At 44.5% G+C, this 18816-nt stretch carries 19 protein-coding genes and 1 riboswitch; of the genes, 15 read left to right on the forward strand and 4 right to left on the reverse strand.

Translation table 11 applies throughout. From position 1 onward, the window contains the following. Nucleotides 1-2 precede the first annotated feature (2 nt). Entirely contained in the window at nucleotides 3-635 is a 633-nt protein-coding gene (locus IHV80_RS19310; protein WP_192891917.1) for a fumarylacetoacetate hydrolase family protein, read from the forward strand. A 150-nt stretch (nucleotides 636-785) separates the two neighbouring features. Then, nucleotides 786-1415, forward strand: a complete 630-nt coding sequence (locus tag IHV80_RS19315; protein WP_192891918.1) for a LysE family translocator — start codon at nucleotides 786-788, stop codon at nucleotides 1413-1415. 125 nt (nucleotides 1416-1540) lie between these two features. On the opposite strand, the gene IHV80_RS19320 is transcribed toward IHV80_RS19315, so the two are convergent. After that, nucleotides 1541-3265 (reverse strand): phospho-sugar mutase, encoded by a 1725-nt coding sequence (locus IHV80_RS19320; protein ID WP_192891919.1) that lies wholly within the window; start codon nucleotides 3263-3265, stop codon nucleotides 1541-1543. Nucleotides 3266-3727: 462 nt separating this feature from the next. On the opposite strand from IHV80_RS19320, the gene coxB reads away from it, so the two are divergent. The 4 genes from coxB to IHV80_RS19340 are packed head-to-tail and all read left to right on the forward strand — an operon-like array spanning nucleotide 3728 to nucleotide 8143. Beyond that, entirely contained in the window at nucleotides 3728-4930 is a 1203-nt protein-coding gene (coxB, locus tag IHV80_RS19325) for a cytochrome c oxidase subunit II (protein WP_192891920.1), read from the forward strand. Further along, entirely contained in the window at nucleotides 4927-6588 is a 1662-nt protein-coding gene (gene ctaD / locus IHV80_RS19330; RefSeq protein ID WP_192891921.1) for a cytochrome c oxidase subunit I, read from the forward strand. Before coxB ends, ctaD begins: the two co-directional genes overlap by 4 nt. Before the next feature lie 11 nt (nucleotides 6589-6599). Further along, nucleotides 6600-7220, forward strand: a complete 621-nt coding sequence (locus IHV80_RS19335) for a cytochrome c oxidase assembly protein (RefSeq protein WP_192891922.1) — start codon at nucleotides 6600-6602, stop codon at nucleotides 7218-7220. Between the two features lie 38 nt (nucleotides 7221-7258). Continuing rightward, nucleotides 7259-8143, forward strand: a complete 885-nt coding sequence (locus IHV80_RS19340; RefSeq protein WP_192891923.1) for a cytochrome c oxidase subunit 3 — start codon at nucleotides 7259-7261, stop codon at nucleotides 8141-8143. 40 nt (nucleotides 8144-8183) lie between these two features. Here IHV80_RS19340 and IHV80_RS19345 read toward each other — a convergent pair whose 3' ends face one another. Further along, nucleotides 8184-8414: a DUF2909 family protein gene (locus tag IHV80_RS19345; RefSeq protein WP_102434194.1), complete on the reverse strand. Its 231-nt coding sequence runs from the start codon at nucleotides 8412-8414 to the stop codon at nucleotides 8184-8186. Here IHV80_RS19345 and IHV80_RS19350 point away from each other — a divergent pair. From IHV80_RS19350 to cyoE, 4 genes are all read left to right on the forward strand, one after another. Beyond that, nucleotides 8302-9231, forward strand: coding sequence for an SURF1 family protein (locus IHV80_RS19350; RefSeq protein ID WP_192891924.1), 930 nt, complete (start codon nucleotides 8302-8304; stop codon nucleotides 9229-9231). The genes IHV80_RS19345 and IHV80_RS19350 overlap by 113 nt on opposite strands. Beyond that, on the forward strand, nucleotides 9224-9823 hold the full coding sequence (locus IHV80_RS19355; protein WP_192891925.1) for a hypothetical protein: 600 nt from the start codon (nucleotides 9224-9226) through the stop codon (nucleotides 9821-9823). The genes IHV80_RS19350 and IHV80_RS19355 overlap by 8 nt, the downstream gene beginning before the upstream one ends. A gap of 98 nt (nucleotides 9824-9921) precedes the next feature. Beyond that, complete coding sequence (locus IHV80_RS19360; RefSeq protein ID WP_192891926.1) at nucleotides 9922-10977, forward strand: COX15/CtaA family protein; 1056 nt, start codon at nucleotides 9922-9924, stop codon at nucleotides 10975-10977. Continuing rightward, a complete protein-coding gene (gene cyoE / locus IHV80_RS19365) occupies nucleotides 10967-11941 on the forward strand; it encodes a heme o synthase (RefSeq protein ID WP_192891927.1) in 975 nt (324 codons plus the stop codon). The genes IHV80_RS19360 and cyoE overlap by 11 nt, the downstream gene beginning before the upstream one ends. Nucleotides 11942-12052: 111 nt before the next feature. Here cyoE and gbpA read toward each other — a convergent pair whose 3' ends face one another. Next, entirely contained in the window at nucleotides 12053-13519 is a 1467-nt protein-coding gene (gene gbpA, locus IHV80_RS19370; RefSeq protein ID WP_192891928.1) for an N-acetylglucosamine-binding protein GbpA, read from the reverse strand. Between the two features lie 71 nt (nucleotides 13520-13590). Beyond that, a riboswitch (cyclic di-GMP riboswitch) is annotated at nucleotides 13591-13680 on the reverse strand. 322 nt (nucleotides 13681-14002) lie between these two features. Between gbpA and IHV80_RS19375 the strand changes: the two genes are divergently transcribed. The 5 genes from IHV80_RS19375 to IHV80_RS19395 all read left to right on the forward strand — a co-directional run bounded on the left by IHV80_RS19375 (nucleotide 14003) and on the right by IHV80_RS19395 (nucleotide 17313). After that, the gene (locus IHV80_RS19375; protein WP_192891929.1) at nucleotides 14003-14356 is read left to right on the forward strand and encodes an XRE family transcriptional regulator; all 354 of its coding nucleotides are present in this window, start codon (nucleotides 14003-14005) and stop codon (nucleotides 14354-14356) included. 100 nt (nucleotides 14357-14456) lie between these two features. Beyond that, nucleotides 14457-15128 carry a DUF3313 domain-containing protein gene (locus IHV80_RS19380; RefSeq protein WP_192891930.1) on the forward strand — a complete coding sequence of 224 codons (672 nt, stop codon included), beginning with the start codon at nucleotides 14457-14459 and terminating at the stop codon, nucleotides 15126-15128. 12 nt (nucleotides 15129-15140) lie between these two features. Then, nucleotides 15141-15356, forward strand: a complete 216-nt coding sequence (locus IHV80_RS19385) for a DUF3820 family protein (RefSeq protein ID WP_004730103.1) — start codon at nucleotides 15141-15143, stop codon at nucleotides 15354-15356. 313 nt (nucleotides 15357-15669) lie between these two features. Beyond that, entirely contained in the window at nucleotides 15670-16722 is a 1053-nt protein-coding gene (aroG, locus tag IHV80_RS19390; protein WP_048612919.1) for a 3-deoxy-7-phosphoheptulonate synthase AroG, read from the forward strand. A 183-nt stretch (nucleotides 16723-16905) separates the two neighbouring features. After that, the gene (locus IHV80_RS19395) at nucleotides 16906-17313 is read left to right on the forward strand and encodes a hypothetical protein (RefSeq protein ID WP_192891931.1); all 408 of its coding nucleotides are present in this window, start codon (nucleotides 16906-16908) and stop codon (nucleotides 17311-17313) included. A gap of 77 nt (nucleotides 17314-17390) precedes the next feature. Here IHV80_RS19395 and IHV80_RS19400 read toward each other — a convergent pair whose 3' ends face one another. Next, the gene (locus IHV80_RS19400; RefSeq protein ID WP_192891932.1) at nucleotides 17391-18815 is read right to left on the reverse strand and encodes a phosphohexomutase domain-containing protein; all 1425 of its coding nucleotides are present in this window, start codon (nucleotides 18813-18815) and stop codon (nucleotides 17391-17393) included. Nucleotide 18816: the final 1 nt, after the last annotated feature.

The following is an 18816-nucleotide window of genomic DNA, read 5'->3' on the forward strand; positions in this document are numbered from 1 at the left end:
CTATGAGCAGCGTTGTAGATCAAGAACAGTTGATGAACTCCAAACGAACGGCAGTACCAACAAAAGTCTTATGTGTTGGGCGCAATTACGTGGATCATATTGAAGAACTCAACAATGCTATCCCTGACGCTATGGTTGTTTTCAACAAGCCGAGTACCAGCGTTACCTCCTCTCTAAGTTCCTTCCACCAAGAAGCCCTGCATTACGAAGCTGAGATCTGCTTCATTGTTGAAAACGGTGAATACTCTGCAGTAGGGTTAGGTTTAGATCTCACTAAGCGAGAGTTACAAAGCCATTTAAAAGCGAAGGGCTTGCCTTGGGAACGCGCAAAAGCATTTGATGGTTCGGCTGTCTTGAGCCGTTTCGTACCGACTGATGGGTTGGATTTGTCGGATCTAAATCTAGAACTCTTCATTAATTGCGTTCGAGTCCAAAAAGGACACGTAGAGCAAATGCTGTACTCACCTTCGACTATCTTGGAAGAACTCTCGTCTTATACCACGCTGCTAGACGGTGATGTGGTGATGACGGGCACTCCAAAAGGGGTTGGATCCGTACACCGAGGTGACATATTCCTTGGTCGTCTAAAGTGCGGTGAAGCTACATTGATTGAGATCGAGTGGGTAGCGAGCTAGTTAGCCTAATTTTTATAGTTAATAAGTTGGCTTTGTTGACTGATTGTGGTGTTTAATTCGAAATAATTAACTCATGACAACTGATTGCATCTGGAAGGGTGTAGGTAATTGATATAAAATCCGCCTCCGTTTTTATCAATACTGAAACCCATGATCGATTTAGCTATATTACCCGTCTACCTTACTGCCGTTGTTGCACTTCTTCTTTTACCTGGCCCAGATATGTTACTTATTGCCAGTTCTAGTATGAGTTATGGCCGAAAAGTCGGTGTATTTGCAAGCCTAGGCAATGCAACCTCTGGGATTATTCTGACGGTATTGGCAGCCATGGGTGTATCGGCGTTGATCGCCATGAGTCCTGTTGCCTTAAAAGCCCTGAATTTGTTGGGTGGCGCTTATCTATTAAAGATGGGTTGGGATTGCCTGCGAACTGAGCAGGGGAATGCGCCTGAACTCAGCGATAATTCTGCCGCGAAAACCTACTACCAAAGAGCATTGATTAGTAACTTACTTAATCCGAAGGCTCTGATTTTCTTCGTTATGTTCTTACCTCAGTTTGTGTCTACGAATATTGAAGCGACTTCGGGTGAGCAGATGTTGATGCTGGGCTTATTATTGAATGTTCTTGGTTTGACATTCAATTTCTTGTTGGTTGCTTTAGTGGGTACGGTTGGTAAGTCTCTTGTTGAAAACGCAAAGTTTCGTACCTATCAACAGAAAGTGATGGGCGCTGTGTTCATCGTTTTAGCGATTTGGATGCTATCTTCCTTCATCGGTTAGTTGCATTGTAAATAAGACGAAAAATGGACGCTCATTAGCGTCCATTTTTGTTTTGATGGTTTGTATGTTCAACTGGCTACTTTATCTCATCAGATATAAGCTTCACACTGAACTGAACTGCACGCTTAAGCACTGAGTTCTTGCTGGTGTTGTTCAATCAAGTTATTTGTATACTCTTCTCCACGTTGACGAGCTTCATCGTACGTTTCTGAACCCTCAAACTTTGTCACCGTCTCATAATAGACTTTTACTTTCGGTTCTGTGCCAGAAGGTCGAACGATAATTCGAGATCCATCCTCCAAGTGATAAATTAATACGTCACTCGTTGGTAAGTTAATGGTTTCAGTATCTCCACCAACGATGTATCGTAAAGAAGATTGCAGATCTTCAATTACCGAGACAGTTACGCCACTAATAGTTTTAGGTTGTGCCGATCTAAGTTTTGAACCTATCGACGGTGAATCCGGATCAAGCGCGATACTGCGTTGAGCGTTGGTATGTACACCATGTTCCAACGAAATTTGAGCAAGAAGATCCCAAACAGTTCGACCTTGAGACTTCAACTCTTCAACCAGTTGAGCAAATACTACCAATGCAGAAAGTCCGTCTTTGTCGCGAACTTGAGTACCAATCGTATAGCCCAGCGCTTCTTCATAGGCAAACAAGAATTCATTCTGTTCATCTTCCAGCTGCATCCCGATATTCGCTAACCATTTAAAGCCAGTCAGTGTTTGGAAATAGGTAGCGCCATGAGAGTTGGCGACTTTTTCGAGCAAGGTCGAAGAGACAATACTGTTGCCGACTAATTGGTTTTTGGTATGAGGCTTCGATAGTAAGTAATGAGCAAACAACACACCGACTTGATCACCGGTAAGCATCTTATAGGAAGCATCATTGGTTCTAGCTGTATCGTCAGTTCTAACGGCAACGGCAAATCGGTCTGCATCCGGATCGTTGGCGCAAGCGATGTCGGCATCGACACTTTTCGCCAGATTGACGACGAGATCCATCGCCCCTTTTTCTTCTGGGTTGGGGAAGTTAACCGTCGGGAAGTGACCATCGGGCTCTCTTTGTTCCGCAACGCTGAATACTTTATGGAATCCAACATCGTGCAGAAGATCTTCTGCCATTTGTGCACCGACACCATGCATTGCTGTGTAGGTCACAGTTGTATGCGCTGAATCGATGTCGTTGCGCACATAAGGGCTTTGATTTATCGCAGCGCGGTAGGTTTGATAGTAACCCTCGGTTAACCAAACTAAGCTTCCTTGCTTTTCTGCGTCACTGAGGCTGATTAGTGGGATTGGTTTGGTTGACGCGACGTCAATCTCATCGGCGATGCCTGCATCGTGTGGTGGAATGATTTGAGCACCATTCTCCCAATAGACCTTAAACCCATTATATTCAGGTGGGTTGTGGCTGGCTGTCACAACGACAGCGGCTGCTGCGTTGAAGTGTTCGATACCAAAGGCAACAATGGGTGTTGCTGCGACGTTTGCAGTTAAATAAACCTTAATACCTAAAGCCGTCAGTACCGAAGCGGTATCGATGGCGAATTGTTTAGAATCAAGACGTCCGTCATAACCAACAACCACACCACGAATAGTTGCATTGGCGATATGTTCAATTAAGTAATGGCCAAGTCCTGTCGCCGTTTCTTGTATCACCAAGCGGTTCATTCTATTTGGGCCACATCCTACTTTGCCGCGCAGGCCAGCAGTACCGAACTCCAATCGCTGTGTAAAACGATCTTCTAGCTCGGCATGCATTTTCTTATCGATGAGATGTTGAAGCTCTTCGCGAGTTCTTGGATCTGGGTCTCTCGCTAACCAGTTCATAGCATCTTGCATAATCACTAAACCTTTTAATGTCGGGATGACTTACTGTTGATTTAATTTAAATGATATTGATTATTATTTCTATTAAGGCAATCGTAAAACTCAATTTAAAATAAATTCCAACTGCAAGGGAAGAGGAAGGGCTTATAGGTCAAGCGACTTCAAATAATTGACTGTTTAGTAAGTAAACTTACCTTGAACAATTGGATATCACTAACTAGCCTTTTACATAAATATAACAAAAACTAACAATTTCGTCGTATTTGAATCTTTGGTTAAAACCTTAAACGTTTTTGAACCGTATAAGTTCGTATGGTTTTTTGATACGAACCGGCGAATTAAGGTTAAACGCTATGTGATGTGTAGCTTCGGATTCAGCCTTTCATGTGTAGTCGGATTAACAATGAGTGTCGTTAGATAAACAACGACATATAGGTCGCAAGTATCCAATTAGGATGGGTGAGGAGAGATCTTTTGAAGAGATTACTGGTCAGGCTAGCGTGGCTGTTGAATAGTTTTGTTATGGCTTTTGTTTCCCCTTTAGTAAGCGCAAGTAGCGAATACAACATGACGCGTGGGGTGACAAATATCAGCGGTCAGGTGTATGAACTTCATATGTTGATCTTCTACATCTGTTGCGCGATAGCGTTCATTGTATTTGGCGTCATGTTCTATTCCATTCTTAGGCATCGAAAGTCGAAGGGCGCGGTTGCTGCCCATTTCCACGAAAGTACGAAAGTAGAAATCCTTTGGACCGTCATCCCCATCATTATTCTTATCGCTATGGCCATTCCGGCAACGAAAACCTTGATCGCGATGGAAGACACCTCTCAATCAGATCTAACAATCAAAATTACCGGCTCACAATGGAAATGGCATTACAACTATTTTGGTGAAGATGTTGAGTTTTTTAGCTTACTTGCAACCAGCGATAAAGAGATTGAAGGGATAGAGACCAAAGGCGCTCATTACCTGCTTGAAGTGGATAAGCCATTGGTATTGCCGATTAATCGCAAAGTTCGCTTCTTGATGACATCAGACGATGTAATTCACTCGTGGTGGGTGCCAGCGTTTGCGGTTAAGAAAGATACGGTTCCCGGATTCATTAATGAAGCGTGGACCAAAATAGATGAACCGGGTGTATACAGAGGTCAGTGTGCGGAGTTGTGTGGTCGGGCGCACGGATTTATGCCGATAGTGGTACATGCAATGGAAGAGCAAGAATTTGATTCATGGTTAGCTGAGCAGAAAGAATTGCAATTAACCGCACAGCAGGTGGCGAAAGATGCATTAGACGCGTCACTTTCTTTGGACGAGTTGAATGTTTTAGGTGAAGACGTTTATAAAACTCGATGCGCGGTTTGTCACCAAGTGAACGGTGAAGGTATCCCAGGGGCATTTCCTGCCATCAAAGGAAGCCCAGTTGCGCTTGGTGATGTTGGCGTTCATATCGATACCATCGTCTATGGTCGTGGAGGCACGGCGATGCAAGCATTCGATAACCAGTTAACAGAGAAAGAGATTGCGGCGGTTGTGACGTACCAAAGAAATGCTTGGGGTAATGATACTGGTGATGTTGTTCAGGCTTCAGATATTAACGCTTACAAGGTTAAACAGTCAGGCGGATCAGAAAGCTCAACGGATGAAGCACAAAGTGATGTTAAGGAGCAGTTATGAGTTCACCAATCGATAAACCTGTAAAATCGGCTCCCGCTGACGAGCAAACGTTGAGTCATGTAAGCGAAGGCGTTTTAGGTGACACCGATACCATCATTGATGATCATGACTCTCACGCGGCACCCAAGGGCTGGGCTCGCTGGTTGTACTCTACCAATCACAAAGACATAGGCACCCTTTACCTGTGGTTCAGTTTTGCGATGTTCTTAACGGGCGGCGCTATGGCGATGGTGATCCGAGCTGAGCTATTCCAACCGGGATTGCAGCTTGTTGAGCCAGACTTCTTTAATCAAATGACCACAGTACACGGTTTGATCATGGTATTTGGTGCCGTGATGCCTGCATTTACGGGTTTGGCGAACTGGATGATTCCGATGATGATTGGCGCGCCGGATATGGCGTTACCCCGTATGAACAACCTGAGTTTTTGGATCCTACCTTTTGCGTTTTTGATCTTGATTGGCTCTTTGTTTACAGAAGGTGGTGGGCCGAACTTTGGTTGGACATTCTACGCGCCGCTTTCTACAACTTACGGCCCAGATAGCACCGCTCTCTTTGTTTTCTCTGTGCATATTATGGGGATCAGTTCGATCATGGGGGCGATTAACGTGATCGTCACCATCGTGAATATGCGCGCGCCGGGAATGACTTGGTTCAAGCTTCCTATGTTTGTTTGGACTTGGTTGATTACGGCTTTCTTGCTTATCGCCGTCATGCCCGTGCTGGCTGGCGCGGTCACTATGGTATTAACCGACAAATATTTTGGAACAAGCTTCTTTGATGCTGCGGGTGGTGGGGATCCGGTGATGTTCCAGCACATATTCTGGTTCTTTGGGCACCCCGAAGTGTACATCATGATATTGCCATCCTTCGGTATTATCTCTGCGATCATTCCTGCATTCAGTGGCAAGCGTTTGTTTGGCTACCACTCGATGGTGTACGCGACTTGTAGTATCGCATTGCTGTCATTCTTGGTTTGGGCGCACCACATGTTTACCACCGGAATGCCCGTATTTGCTGAGTTGTTCTTCATGTATTGCACCATGTTGATCGCGGTGCCCACTGGGGTGAAAGTATTCAACTGGGTAGCGACGATGTGGCGGGGGGCTTTGACGTTCGAAACACCAATGCTGTTTGCCATCGCGTTTATTGTCCTATTTACGATTGGTGGTTTATCTGGGTTGATGTTGGCGATAGTGCCTGCTGATTTCCAATATCACGATACCTATTTTGTGGTTGCTCACTTCCACTATGTGTTGGTGACGGGTGCTGTGTTCTCCATCATGGCTGCGGCTTATTATTGGCTGCCGAAATGGACGGGGCATATGTACGACCACAAACTCAGCTTGTGGCATTTCTGGACATCAGTCATATCGGTCAATGTACTTTTCTTCCCAATGCACTTTTTAGGCTTAGCGGGCATGCCTCGCCGAATCCCTGACTACGCGATTCAGTTTGCTGACGTTAACCAAGTGGTGTCGATTGGTGGCTTCGCCTTTGGTTTATCGCAATTGATTTTCTTATGGTTAGTTATCAAGTGTGTCAGAGGCGGAGACCCTGCACCAAGCAAGCCATGGGACAGAGCTGAAGGCCTTGAGTGGACGGTTCCAAGCCCAGCGCCTCATCACACGTTTACCCATCCACCTAAAATTGATTAAGGGGAAGGAGTATGAGCGATAACAAAAACCATCAACAAGACGCCGATAACCAGCCGTCACCCAAACGTTCGACAAAGACGTTGACGGGCTACTTGGTGCTGAGTGTGATTGGTATGTTTGGCTTTGGTTTCGCTCTGGTTCCTCTGTATGACGTGATGTGTGAAGCCTTGGGGATCAACGGGAAAACCAACACGGTTTCAGCGGTTCAGCCTCAAGGAATGCAACCTGATTATTCTCGCACGGTTCGAGTGGAGTTCATGTCGCACATCAAGCCAGATATGCCTTGGCAGTTTGTGCCTGAAACTCGAGTGTTAGAGGTTCACCCTGGGGAAGTGGTTCAAACGAATTACATTGCGAAAAACTTATCGGGTCTTTCGCTAGTTGGGCAAGCTGTGCCATCGGTATCTCCCGGAAATGGAGCGACATATTTTAATAAAATGGAGTGCTTTTGCTTCAATCAGCAGCCTCTGGATGGACACAAAAGCGCAGAGATGGGGCTGATCTTCTACATTGAACCTGAGATCCCAGAATCGATTCATACGCTTACTCTCTCTTACACCTTGTTTAATATCACGAGTGATGTTGGCTTGAACAAGAGTCAACCTCAAGCTGAAACACTCGCAAGTAACTAGGGATTTACAGAACCAGTATCAACATAAGGAGTTGAGCGATGAGTTCTAAAAAGGAAGTTTATTTCGTTCCACATCAAAGCCACTGGCCTCTAGTCGGAGCTATTGCTCTGTTTCTTGTCGCGGTTGGCGCTGGCTTGACGGTACAAAACATGGGTACCGACGCGGCTGGTGGTGTGTTTGGGAAAGCAGTGCTGTTCGTTGGCTTTGCTGTGCTGCTGTATATGCTTGCCGGTTGGTTTAGCAACGTCATCACGGAATCGTTAAGCGGTCTCTATTCCGAGCAAATATCTCGCTCTTTTAGACAAGGAATGAGTTGGTTTATCTTTTCTGAAATCATGTTCTTCGGTGCTTTCTTTGGCGCGCTTTTCTATGCTCGGATGATTTCTGTGCCTTGGATTGGTGGTGCGGGCAATAATGAAATGACCCATGAGGTATTGTGGCCGATGTTCCAATCAATGTGGCCGCTAACAACCACACCTGATGGCGTAACGACGGAGGCGATGTCTTGGCAAGGCATTCCGTTAAAGAACACCATTATTCTGTTGCTTTCCTCTGTGACGCTACACATGGCACATATCAGTCTTGAACAAAATAAACGCATGGCATTGATCGTATGGCTAGAAATCACCATTGTGCTGGCTGGGTTCTTCCTATTCTTCCAAGTGGAAGAGTATGTTCATGCTTATCAAGAGATGGGGCTAACACTCCAGTCTGGGATTTATGGCAATACCTTCTTCTTACTGACGGGTTTCCACGGTCTGCATGTGTGTTTAGGTACCATATTTTTGATTGTGCTATTGGCGAGGGTCGCTAAAGACCACTTTTCTCCGAAAGACCATTTTGCATTTCAGGCAGGGAGTTGGTATTGGCACTTTGTTGATGTGGTTTGGTTAGGTTTGTTCGTGTTTGTGTACGTGCTGTAGTGAGAACCCGAATTTGGTAATCACTTGAGCATAAACCGAATCAATAAGGGCGAGGGTTAGGAGTGATGACCCCAGAAGCCAAAGCAAGCAGAAGTAACAACACGACAATGGCTGATAGCATGACTCGGCGACCCAAGAAGTGACTCAGTCGCTTTCCATTGTGCTTACCTGACGCGATTTGGATAAGCGCTTTCATTAGATTGAAAACAATAACCAGCAACAGAACAACGAGAACCACTTTAAATAACAAGACAAAGGTTGATGACATCATAGTGCTAACTCCAAACCGCTTGATTCATGATGAAAAAAAATTCCGCAGTACAGGGCTTTGGGTTGCGGCTATTTTAACTGTGGTTTCAGTCGGCCTTTTAATCAAGTTGGGTTTTTGGCAGTTAGACCGAGGTAACGAGAAACTGCAATATGAACAACAATTGTTAGAAAGAGCTCAGCAATCGCCTAAGGATTTGGAGTTAGTGATCAGCGACTGGCAACGGGACAACACACAAACTCAAGTTGATTTAACCCGTCAGATTTGGAATGGGAAAAAGGTCAACGTCACTCTGGCAGAGCCAAATGGCTTAGTCCTCTTATTAGATAATCAGATCAATCAAGGTGTCGTCGGTTATGTGATTTACATGCTGGGCAATATTCAGTCGCAAGGCGTAGATAAACGGATTTTGGTCGATCTTGGTTTTGTTGCTGCGAGTAATGACAGAAAAGAGTTACCGGAATTAGGTGACATGGTATTACCAACCACGATGTCTGGGCGTTTGTACACACGGTCGATTAACCCTCTGAGTCAAACATTGGGTTTAGAGGAAACGATACCGAAACGCATTCAGAATCTTAATATCGATGAGCTATCTCAATACACTAAACAAGAAGTTATGCCCTTTGTTTTTCAACCGCAGAACTTAGATTCATGGCCTTATGAGTTTCTATGGAGGCCAACGGCAATGAAATCTGAAAAGCATTTTGGTTACTCGGTTCAGTGGTTCGTAATGGCTGGGGTATTGCTGTTTTTGATGGTGTTAATTGGTTATCGGTATATGAAAGGGACAGCCAAGGTAAGGGACGAACATGGATAAACCTCAAGCTTTAAGCAAAACAGAAGAAGAGACGCGATTATTGCAGAAGCGTCGCTCGAAAGGTCGTCTGATGTTGATAGGGCTGATTCTGATTTTTGCTTTGCCCGCCATTATTGCTAAAACCGTGCTGGATCAGCATTGGTATACAGCAGGCGTTACCAATTCCGGAGAACTCGTTGAACCAAGGGTGACCTTGCAAGATTTTGGTATCACGTTGCCTGTAGTGGAAGAAGGTTGGTTGGTTGGATATATCGCCCCGACAGAATGCGAAAGCTTATGTGAACAACAACTACATTATCTCAATCAAAGTTACTTGGCTTTAGGTAAGAATAAAGAGCGAGTCACTGCGGTGGTGTTTGTTGCTGAGGGTGTTTCTTTAAAGGGAACCATTAACAAGCCTGATTTAGAGTTTCTCGCTGGTGGAGATCAATTGAGAGGAGAATTTGCTCCCGCGTCGATTGTGATTATTGACCCACTGGGCCAACTTGTTATGGAGTATAAGAGCGTTTCTGAGCCGTCTCAATTAGTTAGCCAATCCAAAGGGATGATCCACGATCTAAGGAAGTTACTCAAATTATCGCGTGTGGGTTAATAAGTGGTAATGCTGACTAAATAGACAAATAAACAGATATTGGGATTAGCGAAGATGTGATGATTCGTTGTCAGTGATTCGAGATAGGGAGATAAGCGATGCAAAATGGAGCGCCCAAGTTACTCATGATAATCATGAGGCTGACTGTTTTACTGACACTCACCGTTATTGTGCTCGGCGCTTATACTCGTTTGTCGGATGCTGGTCTTGGCTGCCCTGATTGGCCAGGCTGTTACGGTAATCTGGCCGTGCCATCGAATGCCACAGCAATCAGTGAAGCTAACCTCCAATTCCCAGAACGAGCTCTCGAAGCAGACAAGGCATGGATAGAGATGATACATCGTTACTTTGCTGGTTCACTCGGGCTGCTTATCTTCGTTGTTGTCGCTTGGTGCATCAAAAAGAACATCACCTCTGTCGGACTTCCTTTGCTTATTTCCGCCACTGTGATTTTTCAGGCCCTGTTGGGTATGTGGACAGTTACTCTAAAGCTGATGCCTGTTGTGGTGATGGCACACCTTATGGGCGGGTTCACGCTACTGTCGCTGCTCTGTTTACTCTATTGTCGCCTGTCTAATTTCCAACATCGCTTTGGTGAGCTTGTTTCTCACTCATCTCTTAAGGCCTGGGCATTGTTTGGATTAATCGTTGTGGTTGGACAGATATTGCTTGGTGGATGGACATCGTCTAATTATGCCGCTCTGGTGTGTACCCAGTTACCCATCTGTGAGGGGAATTGGGCAAGCTATTTAGATTTCAAGAATGCCTTCGATTTTGCTCAACACGGCCATGATAACTATGAGTTTGGTGTGTTGGAATATCCCGCGAGGTTAACCATACATGTCATGCACAGGTTCGGGGCTATTGTCGCAACACTAACGGTGTTGATGATTGTGTATCAACTTTGGAAGCTTGAGAAAGGAGCGCAGAAAAAGCTGGCTCTCACTCTGGCGACGGTGTTGTTTTCACAGGTCAGTTTAGGGATCAGCAATGTATGGTTTCACCTACCGATATCGGTAGCCGTTTTACATAATTTGGTGGCTGCTCTATTACTTGTCACCATGGTTGTTACAAACTTTGTGGTTTGGCAACGTCAACCGAGTGCGTACTTGATGAAGAACGATGTATTACAAGGAGGTAATCATGGTCACTAGAACATCAACACAACATGGAGTGGTAATTCAAGATGCAGCTTCAAGCCAAGAGATAGCTGCCAACAGTGAAAGTGCTCTAAAAAATCAGCTGGCCTCGAAAAACAAAGCCACTTGGAAAATCTACTTAACGCTGACCAAGCCCAAGGTGGTGGCGTTAATGCTGCTTACAGCATTGGTTGGGATGTGCTTAGCCGTACCTAATGGGTTGCCTTTGCAGCAAGCGTTATTCGGAATGATAGGGATAGGGTTAATGGCAGGTTCAGCCGCTGCATTTAACCATTTGATCGACAAGAAGATCGATGGACAGATGTCTCGAACCAATCGACGCCCTTTACCATCGGGTGATCTGAGTAGTGTACGTGTATTCGCCTTTGCTGCGGGTATCGGATTACTAGGGTTCGCCACGTTGGTGTTATGGGTCAATCAACTAACTGCGTGGTTAACCTTTGCAAGCTTATTGGGCTACGCGGTGATTTATACCATGTACTTGAAGCGAGCGACGCCCCAGAACATTGTCATAGCAGGGATAGCAGGTGCAATGCCTCCATTATTGGGTTGGACGGCGGTCACCAATGAACTGCATTCAAACGCTTGGTTGTTGGTGATGATCATCTTTATCTGGACGCCTCCGCACTTCTGGGCATTGGCAATTCATCGTCGTGATGAATACGCTAAGGTGAACATTCCGATGTTGCCTGTGACCCATGGTATTGCTTACACCAAAACATCGATTCTACTCTATACCTTGCTGCTAAGCATCGTATGTATCTTGCCAGTGTTGGTCGGCATGAGTAGCTGGATATATTTGAGCGCTTCTTTGGTGCTAAACGGCGGGTTTGTTTATCACGCTTGGGTACTTAAATATCGTGACGAGCCCAATATGGCCATGAAGACCTTCAAGTTCTCCATTTATCATCTCATGATCTTGTTTGTCGCTCTGTTGGCGGACCACTATCTACTTTGATAACTGATGTTTCAGCTATTGCAGAACAAGAAAACGGATGCGCTAGGCATCCGTTTTTGTTTGGTTGATTACTAGAACGTACCTACTAGAAAGTAAGTTACTGGCTAGTAATTAGTCCACTTTGTTCCAAGCATCTTGCCAGTGTGAACCGACACCTGGTTCGTACTGAGTTGCTGTTGGAGCCCATTGAATACAGTAACCAGAGTATGGGAACTCTTTACATTGATAAACGCCGCCGTCGCTGCTCAGTACCTTAGTACCTGCTGTGTAAGACTCAATGCTCTCAGGGAATACGAAGTCGTAATCGCCAGCGGGTGGAGGTGTTTGCTCGTCCATTAGGTGGAAATCAAGCGTGTTCTGATCCACTAAGTTGCCTTGGTCATCTTTTGTCACAACCACAAGCATGTGGTGGCCAGCTTCAGACTTAGACAGGGTGAGTTGAACATCTTCAACTTGTCCGTCTACTAGTTCGGATTTCTGAGAAGCAAGTGCTTCGCGGTGATGGTTGTACACAGTCAGTTCTGCTTGAATATCGCCAGTTGCCGCTAATGTCAGATCAAGCTGTGTAGGCTGGCTTTCATCAATAATGTATTCAGACTCTAGACCTGTCACTGCTAGCTCATGATCCGGTTCTGGAGTATCAATCTTGTAACCGATCTCGACGCTATTAAAGCCAGAGCCGGCTTTTAGATACACAGGGTTCGTGCCGTAAATGGGTGCGAAATCGCCTTGGTCGTTCAGCTGACCTGCTTTGATTTGTGTTTGTTCTTTGTTGATCTTAGAGGCAAGCGCGTAAGACCAGTTATTCGCTTTACCTTGCTCGTTGCTCTCAATTACGAGCTCAGTGCTGTATGAAGCGTTCTCACCCGATTGATCGAAGACACGAGTGTAAACAGCATCACCAATGTTTAGATTTTGAGTTGGGTTGATTTGACCGCCTTGATCCCAATCAGGAATGATAGGGCCGTCGCCATCAAATTTCACGTCGATAACGTTGTAGAAAGCCATTGCTGTGTCACCCACATCCCATACAGCAAGGATCACTTGATAACCTTCGCGTTCTGGCACATTACACAAGTGACTTACTTGCATAGGCGGTTGTTCTCCATTTCCTTCAACAACACAAAATGGTGTTAAGTCAAAAGAGCTGCGCGCCAAAGGTTGGTTTGGGTTCCAGTCTGGTTGAGTAATGTAGTATTTCCAGTCGTTAGTCTTGTGGTTCGCTGTGAACGTCCACTCAAAGTATTGAGAACCAGACTTGATAGGGCGTTTAACCCAGCGATCTGCAGTCTGTTCGTCTAACGCTGCCGCTAAAGACGATTGCGCACTGGCGATTTTTCCATCGGCAGGGCCGACTTCAGGGAAGCCTTCAGGGCCTTCTACACTCTGTGGTTCGTATTGGATACCACCACAGTTGGTGTTTTTCTCTTGTGTATCATTCGCTGGGAACTTACATAGCGCCACACGGCTTTCAGCTACGCCATTATTGTATGCCGAGACATAACCGTGACCGAAGCTTGCACCGCTAACACTAAGTAGCGATAGTGCGATAAGTGATTTTTTTGGGAGTTGTTTCATTATTTGTCCTTACTGTATTTGGCCGACAAAAAGAGAACACTCCGGCATGCATTTGCACTTAAATCCTATTAAGTGGCGGCCCCGCTATCATAGACAGAATATTTGTCGACAGACCGGTGGCTTTGCGTCCTATTCTTTCAAATAGTTTGCCAGAAGTGCGTTTGAGCAAGCGAAATGTAGCCAACCAGTTTTATAAATGCGAATCAATCGATTGAAATGTGGAATGCCAATCTCGAACTTTTAATTCTTAATACAAATTAACTTGCTATATGTTTAGTTAATTAACGTATAAATTATTGATATAAATGAAGAAAGTATTTGCTCTAATTGTTTATATGAATGCTTTTGATTGTTGTGCTTTGTTCAGTACGACAATTGCGCGCATATCAAAACCAAACCTTTGGTTTCCACTAACCAAACCCTGACACGCCATGTATGAAAAGCCGGACAATTGATTGGTATGAATTATATAAAGGAGCCGGTATGGAATTCACAGAACTAGACAGAGACGCGTTGTATCAAACCTGGATGTCACAAAAATCGAGAATGCGAATTACGCAGATGGAGTTTTCAAAAAAGCTAGGGATGAACCAACTTGATTTCTCAAGAGTGCTAAGAGGGGAGACGCCATTAACCATGTCTTTCATTAGTCACTTTTGTCGTTTACTTCATTTAGAACCAAGGAATGTCTTCCCGTCGTTGAAAGAAGGTCGAGAGAATGGGCCTAAAGTGGTGTATTTGAAAAGCCGAATGAGTGTAGATGGTGAGATTCAAAATGCATACATTGAAGGTAATCAAGTGATTGTCGAGTATGCACACACTGTTCAACATGATTGATTTTTGAGTGAGCTCTGATTTTTACCCCCCTTTTTCTACAACCTTTTTACATAGGGTATGGCATACTTAGTCGGATTCCTAAATTTAACCGAAGTGCGCTATGACACCTTTAAAACTTCTCTTGCTTGTTGCAACCAGCATCTTTTTGTTTGGTTGTGCAGGCGGCCCAATTAAAACCGCAACCAAATTCACCAGTTATGAAGATTTTAGCGCCGGTCCTGATGGAGGCGTCGATCTTGTATGGGCAAGGATAGGGTTACGTGATTCAAAACGCCTGAAAGCTAAACTCGATGAGTATGATTCAGTGGTGATCGACCAAATTTTTGTACTGGCAGAAGAAGGGTCGTTAGAGCAGGAAGACATTCAGGAACTCACTGATCACATGGTTGCGCGCTTGAAAGAGAAAATATCGCCCCATAAAACAATTGTCGATGAGCCTACCGGGAATACGCTGCGCCTAAGCATTGCCTTGAGTAACGTTGAAACACCCAACCCCATCTTAGCCGTGACCAGTAGTGTACTGCCGTTTGGTCTTGCGATGTCTACCATATCTAAGGTCACGACCGGTGAGCACACCAATGTGGGAAGCGCCAGTGTTGAGCTCTTGGTAAGCGATGCTCAAGAGGGCACACCATTGTTTGCAGCCATAGATCGCGAAGCTGGCAATAAAGATTTCTCGACAATGATTGATTCACTGGATGATGCCAAAGATGCAATCAACTATTGGGTTGAGCGTTTAGGTGATACTCTACAGCACATAGATGACGCATAGAAAGACCGAATAATGCTAGAGAAAGAGAACTTGATTAAGTTGGCTCGAATGCAGATGCCATTTGGAAAGTACGCGGGTCGTACACTTATTGACCTGCCTGAAGAATATTTGCTGTGGTTCGATAAAAAAGGCTTTCCCTCTGGTGAGTTAGGTGACTTACTCAAGCTCTGTTTGGCATTAAAAATTGAAGGGCTTGATAGCGTTGTCAAGCCATTGAAAAGAATGTAATTAGTTAAAAGCTCACGTTAATCACGTGAGCTTTTTTATTTTCAAGTTCTGCATAATTTTACATGTATGGTGACGCTTGAAGTATAACCGTTCTTAACCTGTCATAAATTACGCAATCGATAGCGTGTAAATAATGGTATACAAGGTGTTTTGAATATAAAACACAAAAAAAATTGCGTTTATTTTCAATTAGTGATTGAAACTAGAGTTTTTACTAGTTAAGTTACAGGGAACAAGAAGATTAGTGCTGATAGAAAGTGACGTGAGACAACGTACATTCAGCTCAAGGATAGAAAAAAGGAAGAAGTAAGCGATGTTCCAGACTGATGATGTAAGAATTAACAAAGTAAAAGAGTTATTACCCCCTGTTGCTGTTTTAGAAAAGTTTCCAGCGACAGAAGTTGCTTCTTCTACAACCTTTGAAAGCCGCAAAGCGATCCACAATATTTTAGAAGAAAGTGATGACCGCTTGCTTGTTATTGTAGGTCCATGTTCTATTCATGACACCGAAGCTGCGCTTGAGTACGGTAAGCGTTTGAAAGTGTTGCGCGACGAACTTGGTGATAACCTTGAAATCGTCATGCGAGTTTACTTTGAAAAGCCACGTACAACCGTTGGTTGGAAAGGTTTAATCAATGACCCGTACATGAACGATACGTTCAAGCTAAATGATGGTCTTCGTTTAGGACGTAAGCTACTGCTTGATCTCACTGACATGGGAATGCCAACGGCAAGCGAATTCCTAGATATGATCACGCCTCAATACGTTGCTGACCTAATCAGCTGGGGCGCAATCGGTGCACGAACTACTGAATCTCAAGTTCACCGCGAACTGGCTTCTGGCCTATCTTGCCCAGTTGGATTTAAGAATGGCACTGATGGCAACATCAAGATCGCAACAGATGCAATTCGTTCGGCGAGTGCTTCGCACCACTTTTTATCGGTAACTAAGTACGGTCACTCAGCTATCGTTGAAACAGCAGGTAACCCTGATTGTCATATTATCCTACGTGGTGGTAAAGAGCCAAACTACAGCGCAGAGCATGTTGGTAAGATCAAAGAAGAGCTAGCAGCTTCAGGTCTTCCACAAAAGGTGATGATCGATTTCAGCCACGCAAACAGCTCTAAGCAGTTCAAACGTCAAATGAATGTATCTGATGATGTGAGCGCACAAATTTCTGGCGGCGACAAAGCTATCTTCGGTGTGATGATTGAATCTCACCTGGTTGAAGGTCGCCAAGATCTTGTTGATGGTAAAGCTGCAACTTACGGTCAATCTGTTACTGATGCATGTATTGGTTGGGAAGATACTGAAACAGTACTGCGCCAACTGGCAGGCGCTGTTGAAGCTCGTCGCAACAAGTAAGTTGGTTTGCTTTAATTAGCTTTTAAAACGACTTAGATTATTGAAGGCCCTTACTCGCTTTTGTGAGTAAGGGCTTTTTTATACGCCCCTCATTTTAAGGTTTGCTATCCCATAAAAATATTTACTTATCGTATGCTGAATGGTTAAATGGTGTGGTGTTCCATAAACTGAAGAGTCGTACCAATGAAAGTAGTATTGGCGAGTGTAGTATTAATTGCGATAAACACGTTTTCTATATCAAATGCACAAGCAGCAACTGGGCCCAACGCAGAGCAACTATGTAAAGCTGGCCTTGCACTAGCGATTGACAAGCAACCTCGTGGTATTAAAGCGACGTCAGGAAAAAGCAATCAGCGTATTCTACTTAGTTTGAAAGATGGCAATAACGATTGGGATTACCGTTGTGATGTAAACCGCGGAAACAAAACGATCAAGTTAGAAGCTCGAGAACTCAAACGTAATGATAAGTTCTTAGGCCAAGCGATTCGCTATGATGTTGCTGATGCTAAACGCTCTGTAAAAGTAACGATGAAAAAGCGCAAAGGCTCTGGTGTGATCAGTGAAACTTATACGTCTCGCCAGCTCAAATAGTACAGTTTTCTTATATGGGAAAGCCGCAATTATTTACGGCTTTTGTTTATTAAGGAAATGGTAGGAACAGGACAAGTCTATTTTATGAGGCTAAGCAGCTCGGTGACCTTTTGTGAGAGCAATGCTTTATCTCGTTTGGTTTCTACGTTAAGCCGGATTAATGGTTCGGTATTAGACTTTCTTAAGTTAAAACGCCACGTGTCCATATCAATACTGATACCGTCGGTATGATCGATGCTTACAGCACTATTTTGGTAGCGTGATAGTACACTAGCCATAACCTGTTCAGAGTCTGTTACCTTACGATTGATCTCTCCCGAAGAAGGGAACCTATCCATACTCGAATTGGTCAATTGATGAAGAGATTGTTGAGTCTCGCAGAGCAGTTCAATCACTAAGAGCCAAGGAATCATCCCAGAGTCGCAATACCCAAAGTCACGGAAGTAGTGATGCGCGCTCATTTCTCCACCATACACTGCATTCAGTTCTCGCATCTTCTCTTTAATCAGAGCATGCCCAGCTTTGACTCCAACAGCGTTCCCACCGAGTTTATCTGCGATCTCTATCGTATTCCATGTCATACGCATATCGTGCAACACAGTGGCGTTAGGCTCTTTAAGTAAGAATGCTTCGGTGAGCAGACCAACGATATAGTAACCCTCAATGTAATTGCCTTGTTCATCAAAGAAAAAGCAACGGTCGAAATCACCATCCCATGCGATACCAATGTCGGCGGAATGAGCTAAGACAGCTTCTCGTGTCGCAATCTGGTTTTCTTTGATTAAGGGGTTAGGAATACCGTTTGGGAATTTTCCGTCTGGAGTGTGATGAATCTTGATGAAGGTGATAGGAACATTGAGTTCATTGAAACGATTTTCTAAAGCATCGATAACATGTCCAGCAACACCGTTTCCTGCGTTAACCACAATCATCATTGGTGATAACTTTGACGGGTTTATATACGAGAGTAAGTGATCGACATAAGGAACGAGAATGCTGGTCGATCTGCCAGAGTCATTTGGTTGTACATGACCTATAGGTAAGTTGTTGTTCAGCTCTTGATCTAGTATTTGAATTCGTTGTTTGATCTCATTCAAACCACTGTCTTTGCTGATCGGGCTAGCCCCCGAACCTACCAGTTTCATCCCGTTGTAATTGATTGGGTTATGGCTTGCCGTAATTTGAATTCCGCCAATCGCTTTTAGGTGACGAGTCGCAAAGTAGACTTCTTCAGTGCCTGTCATACCTAGGTCGATGACTTCTACCCCAGACTCGATTAAGCCTTTGGTCATGGCTTCTTGTAATGAAAGGGACGTTTCTCGGTTATCATGACCAATCACCACTTGAGTCAAGCCATCAAATGAAGTTTCAGGTGTCGCGGATAGGACGTATTCGCCAAATGCCTTGCCGAGCAGGTACGCAAAATACCCATTGATTTGGTCACCAATGATGCCGCGAATATCGTTGTTCTTAAAGCAGCTAAGGTCTAATGTTGGTTTCACT

The sequence above is a fragment of the Vibrio bathopelagicus genome (assembly GCF_014879975.1).
In the GTDB taxonomy this organism is placed as follows: domain Bacteria; phylum Pseudomonadota; class Gammaproteobacteria; order Enterobacterales; family Vibrionaceae; genus Vibrio; species Vibrio bathopelagicus.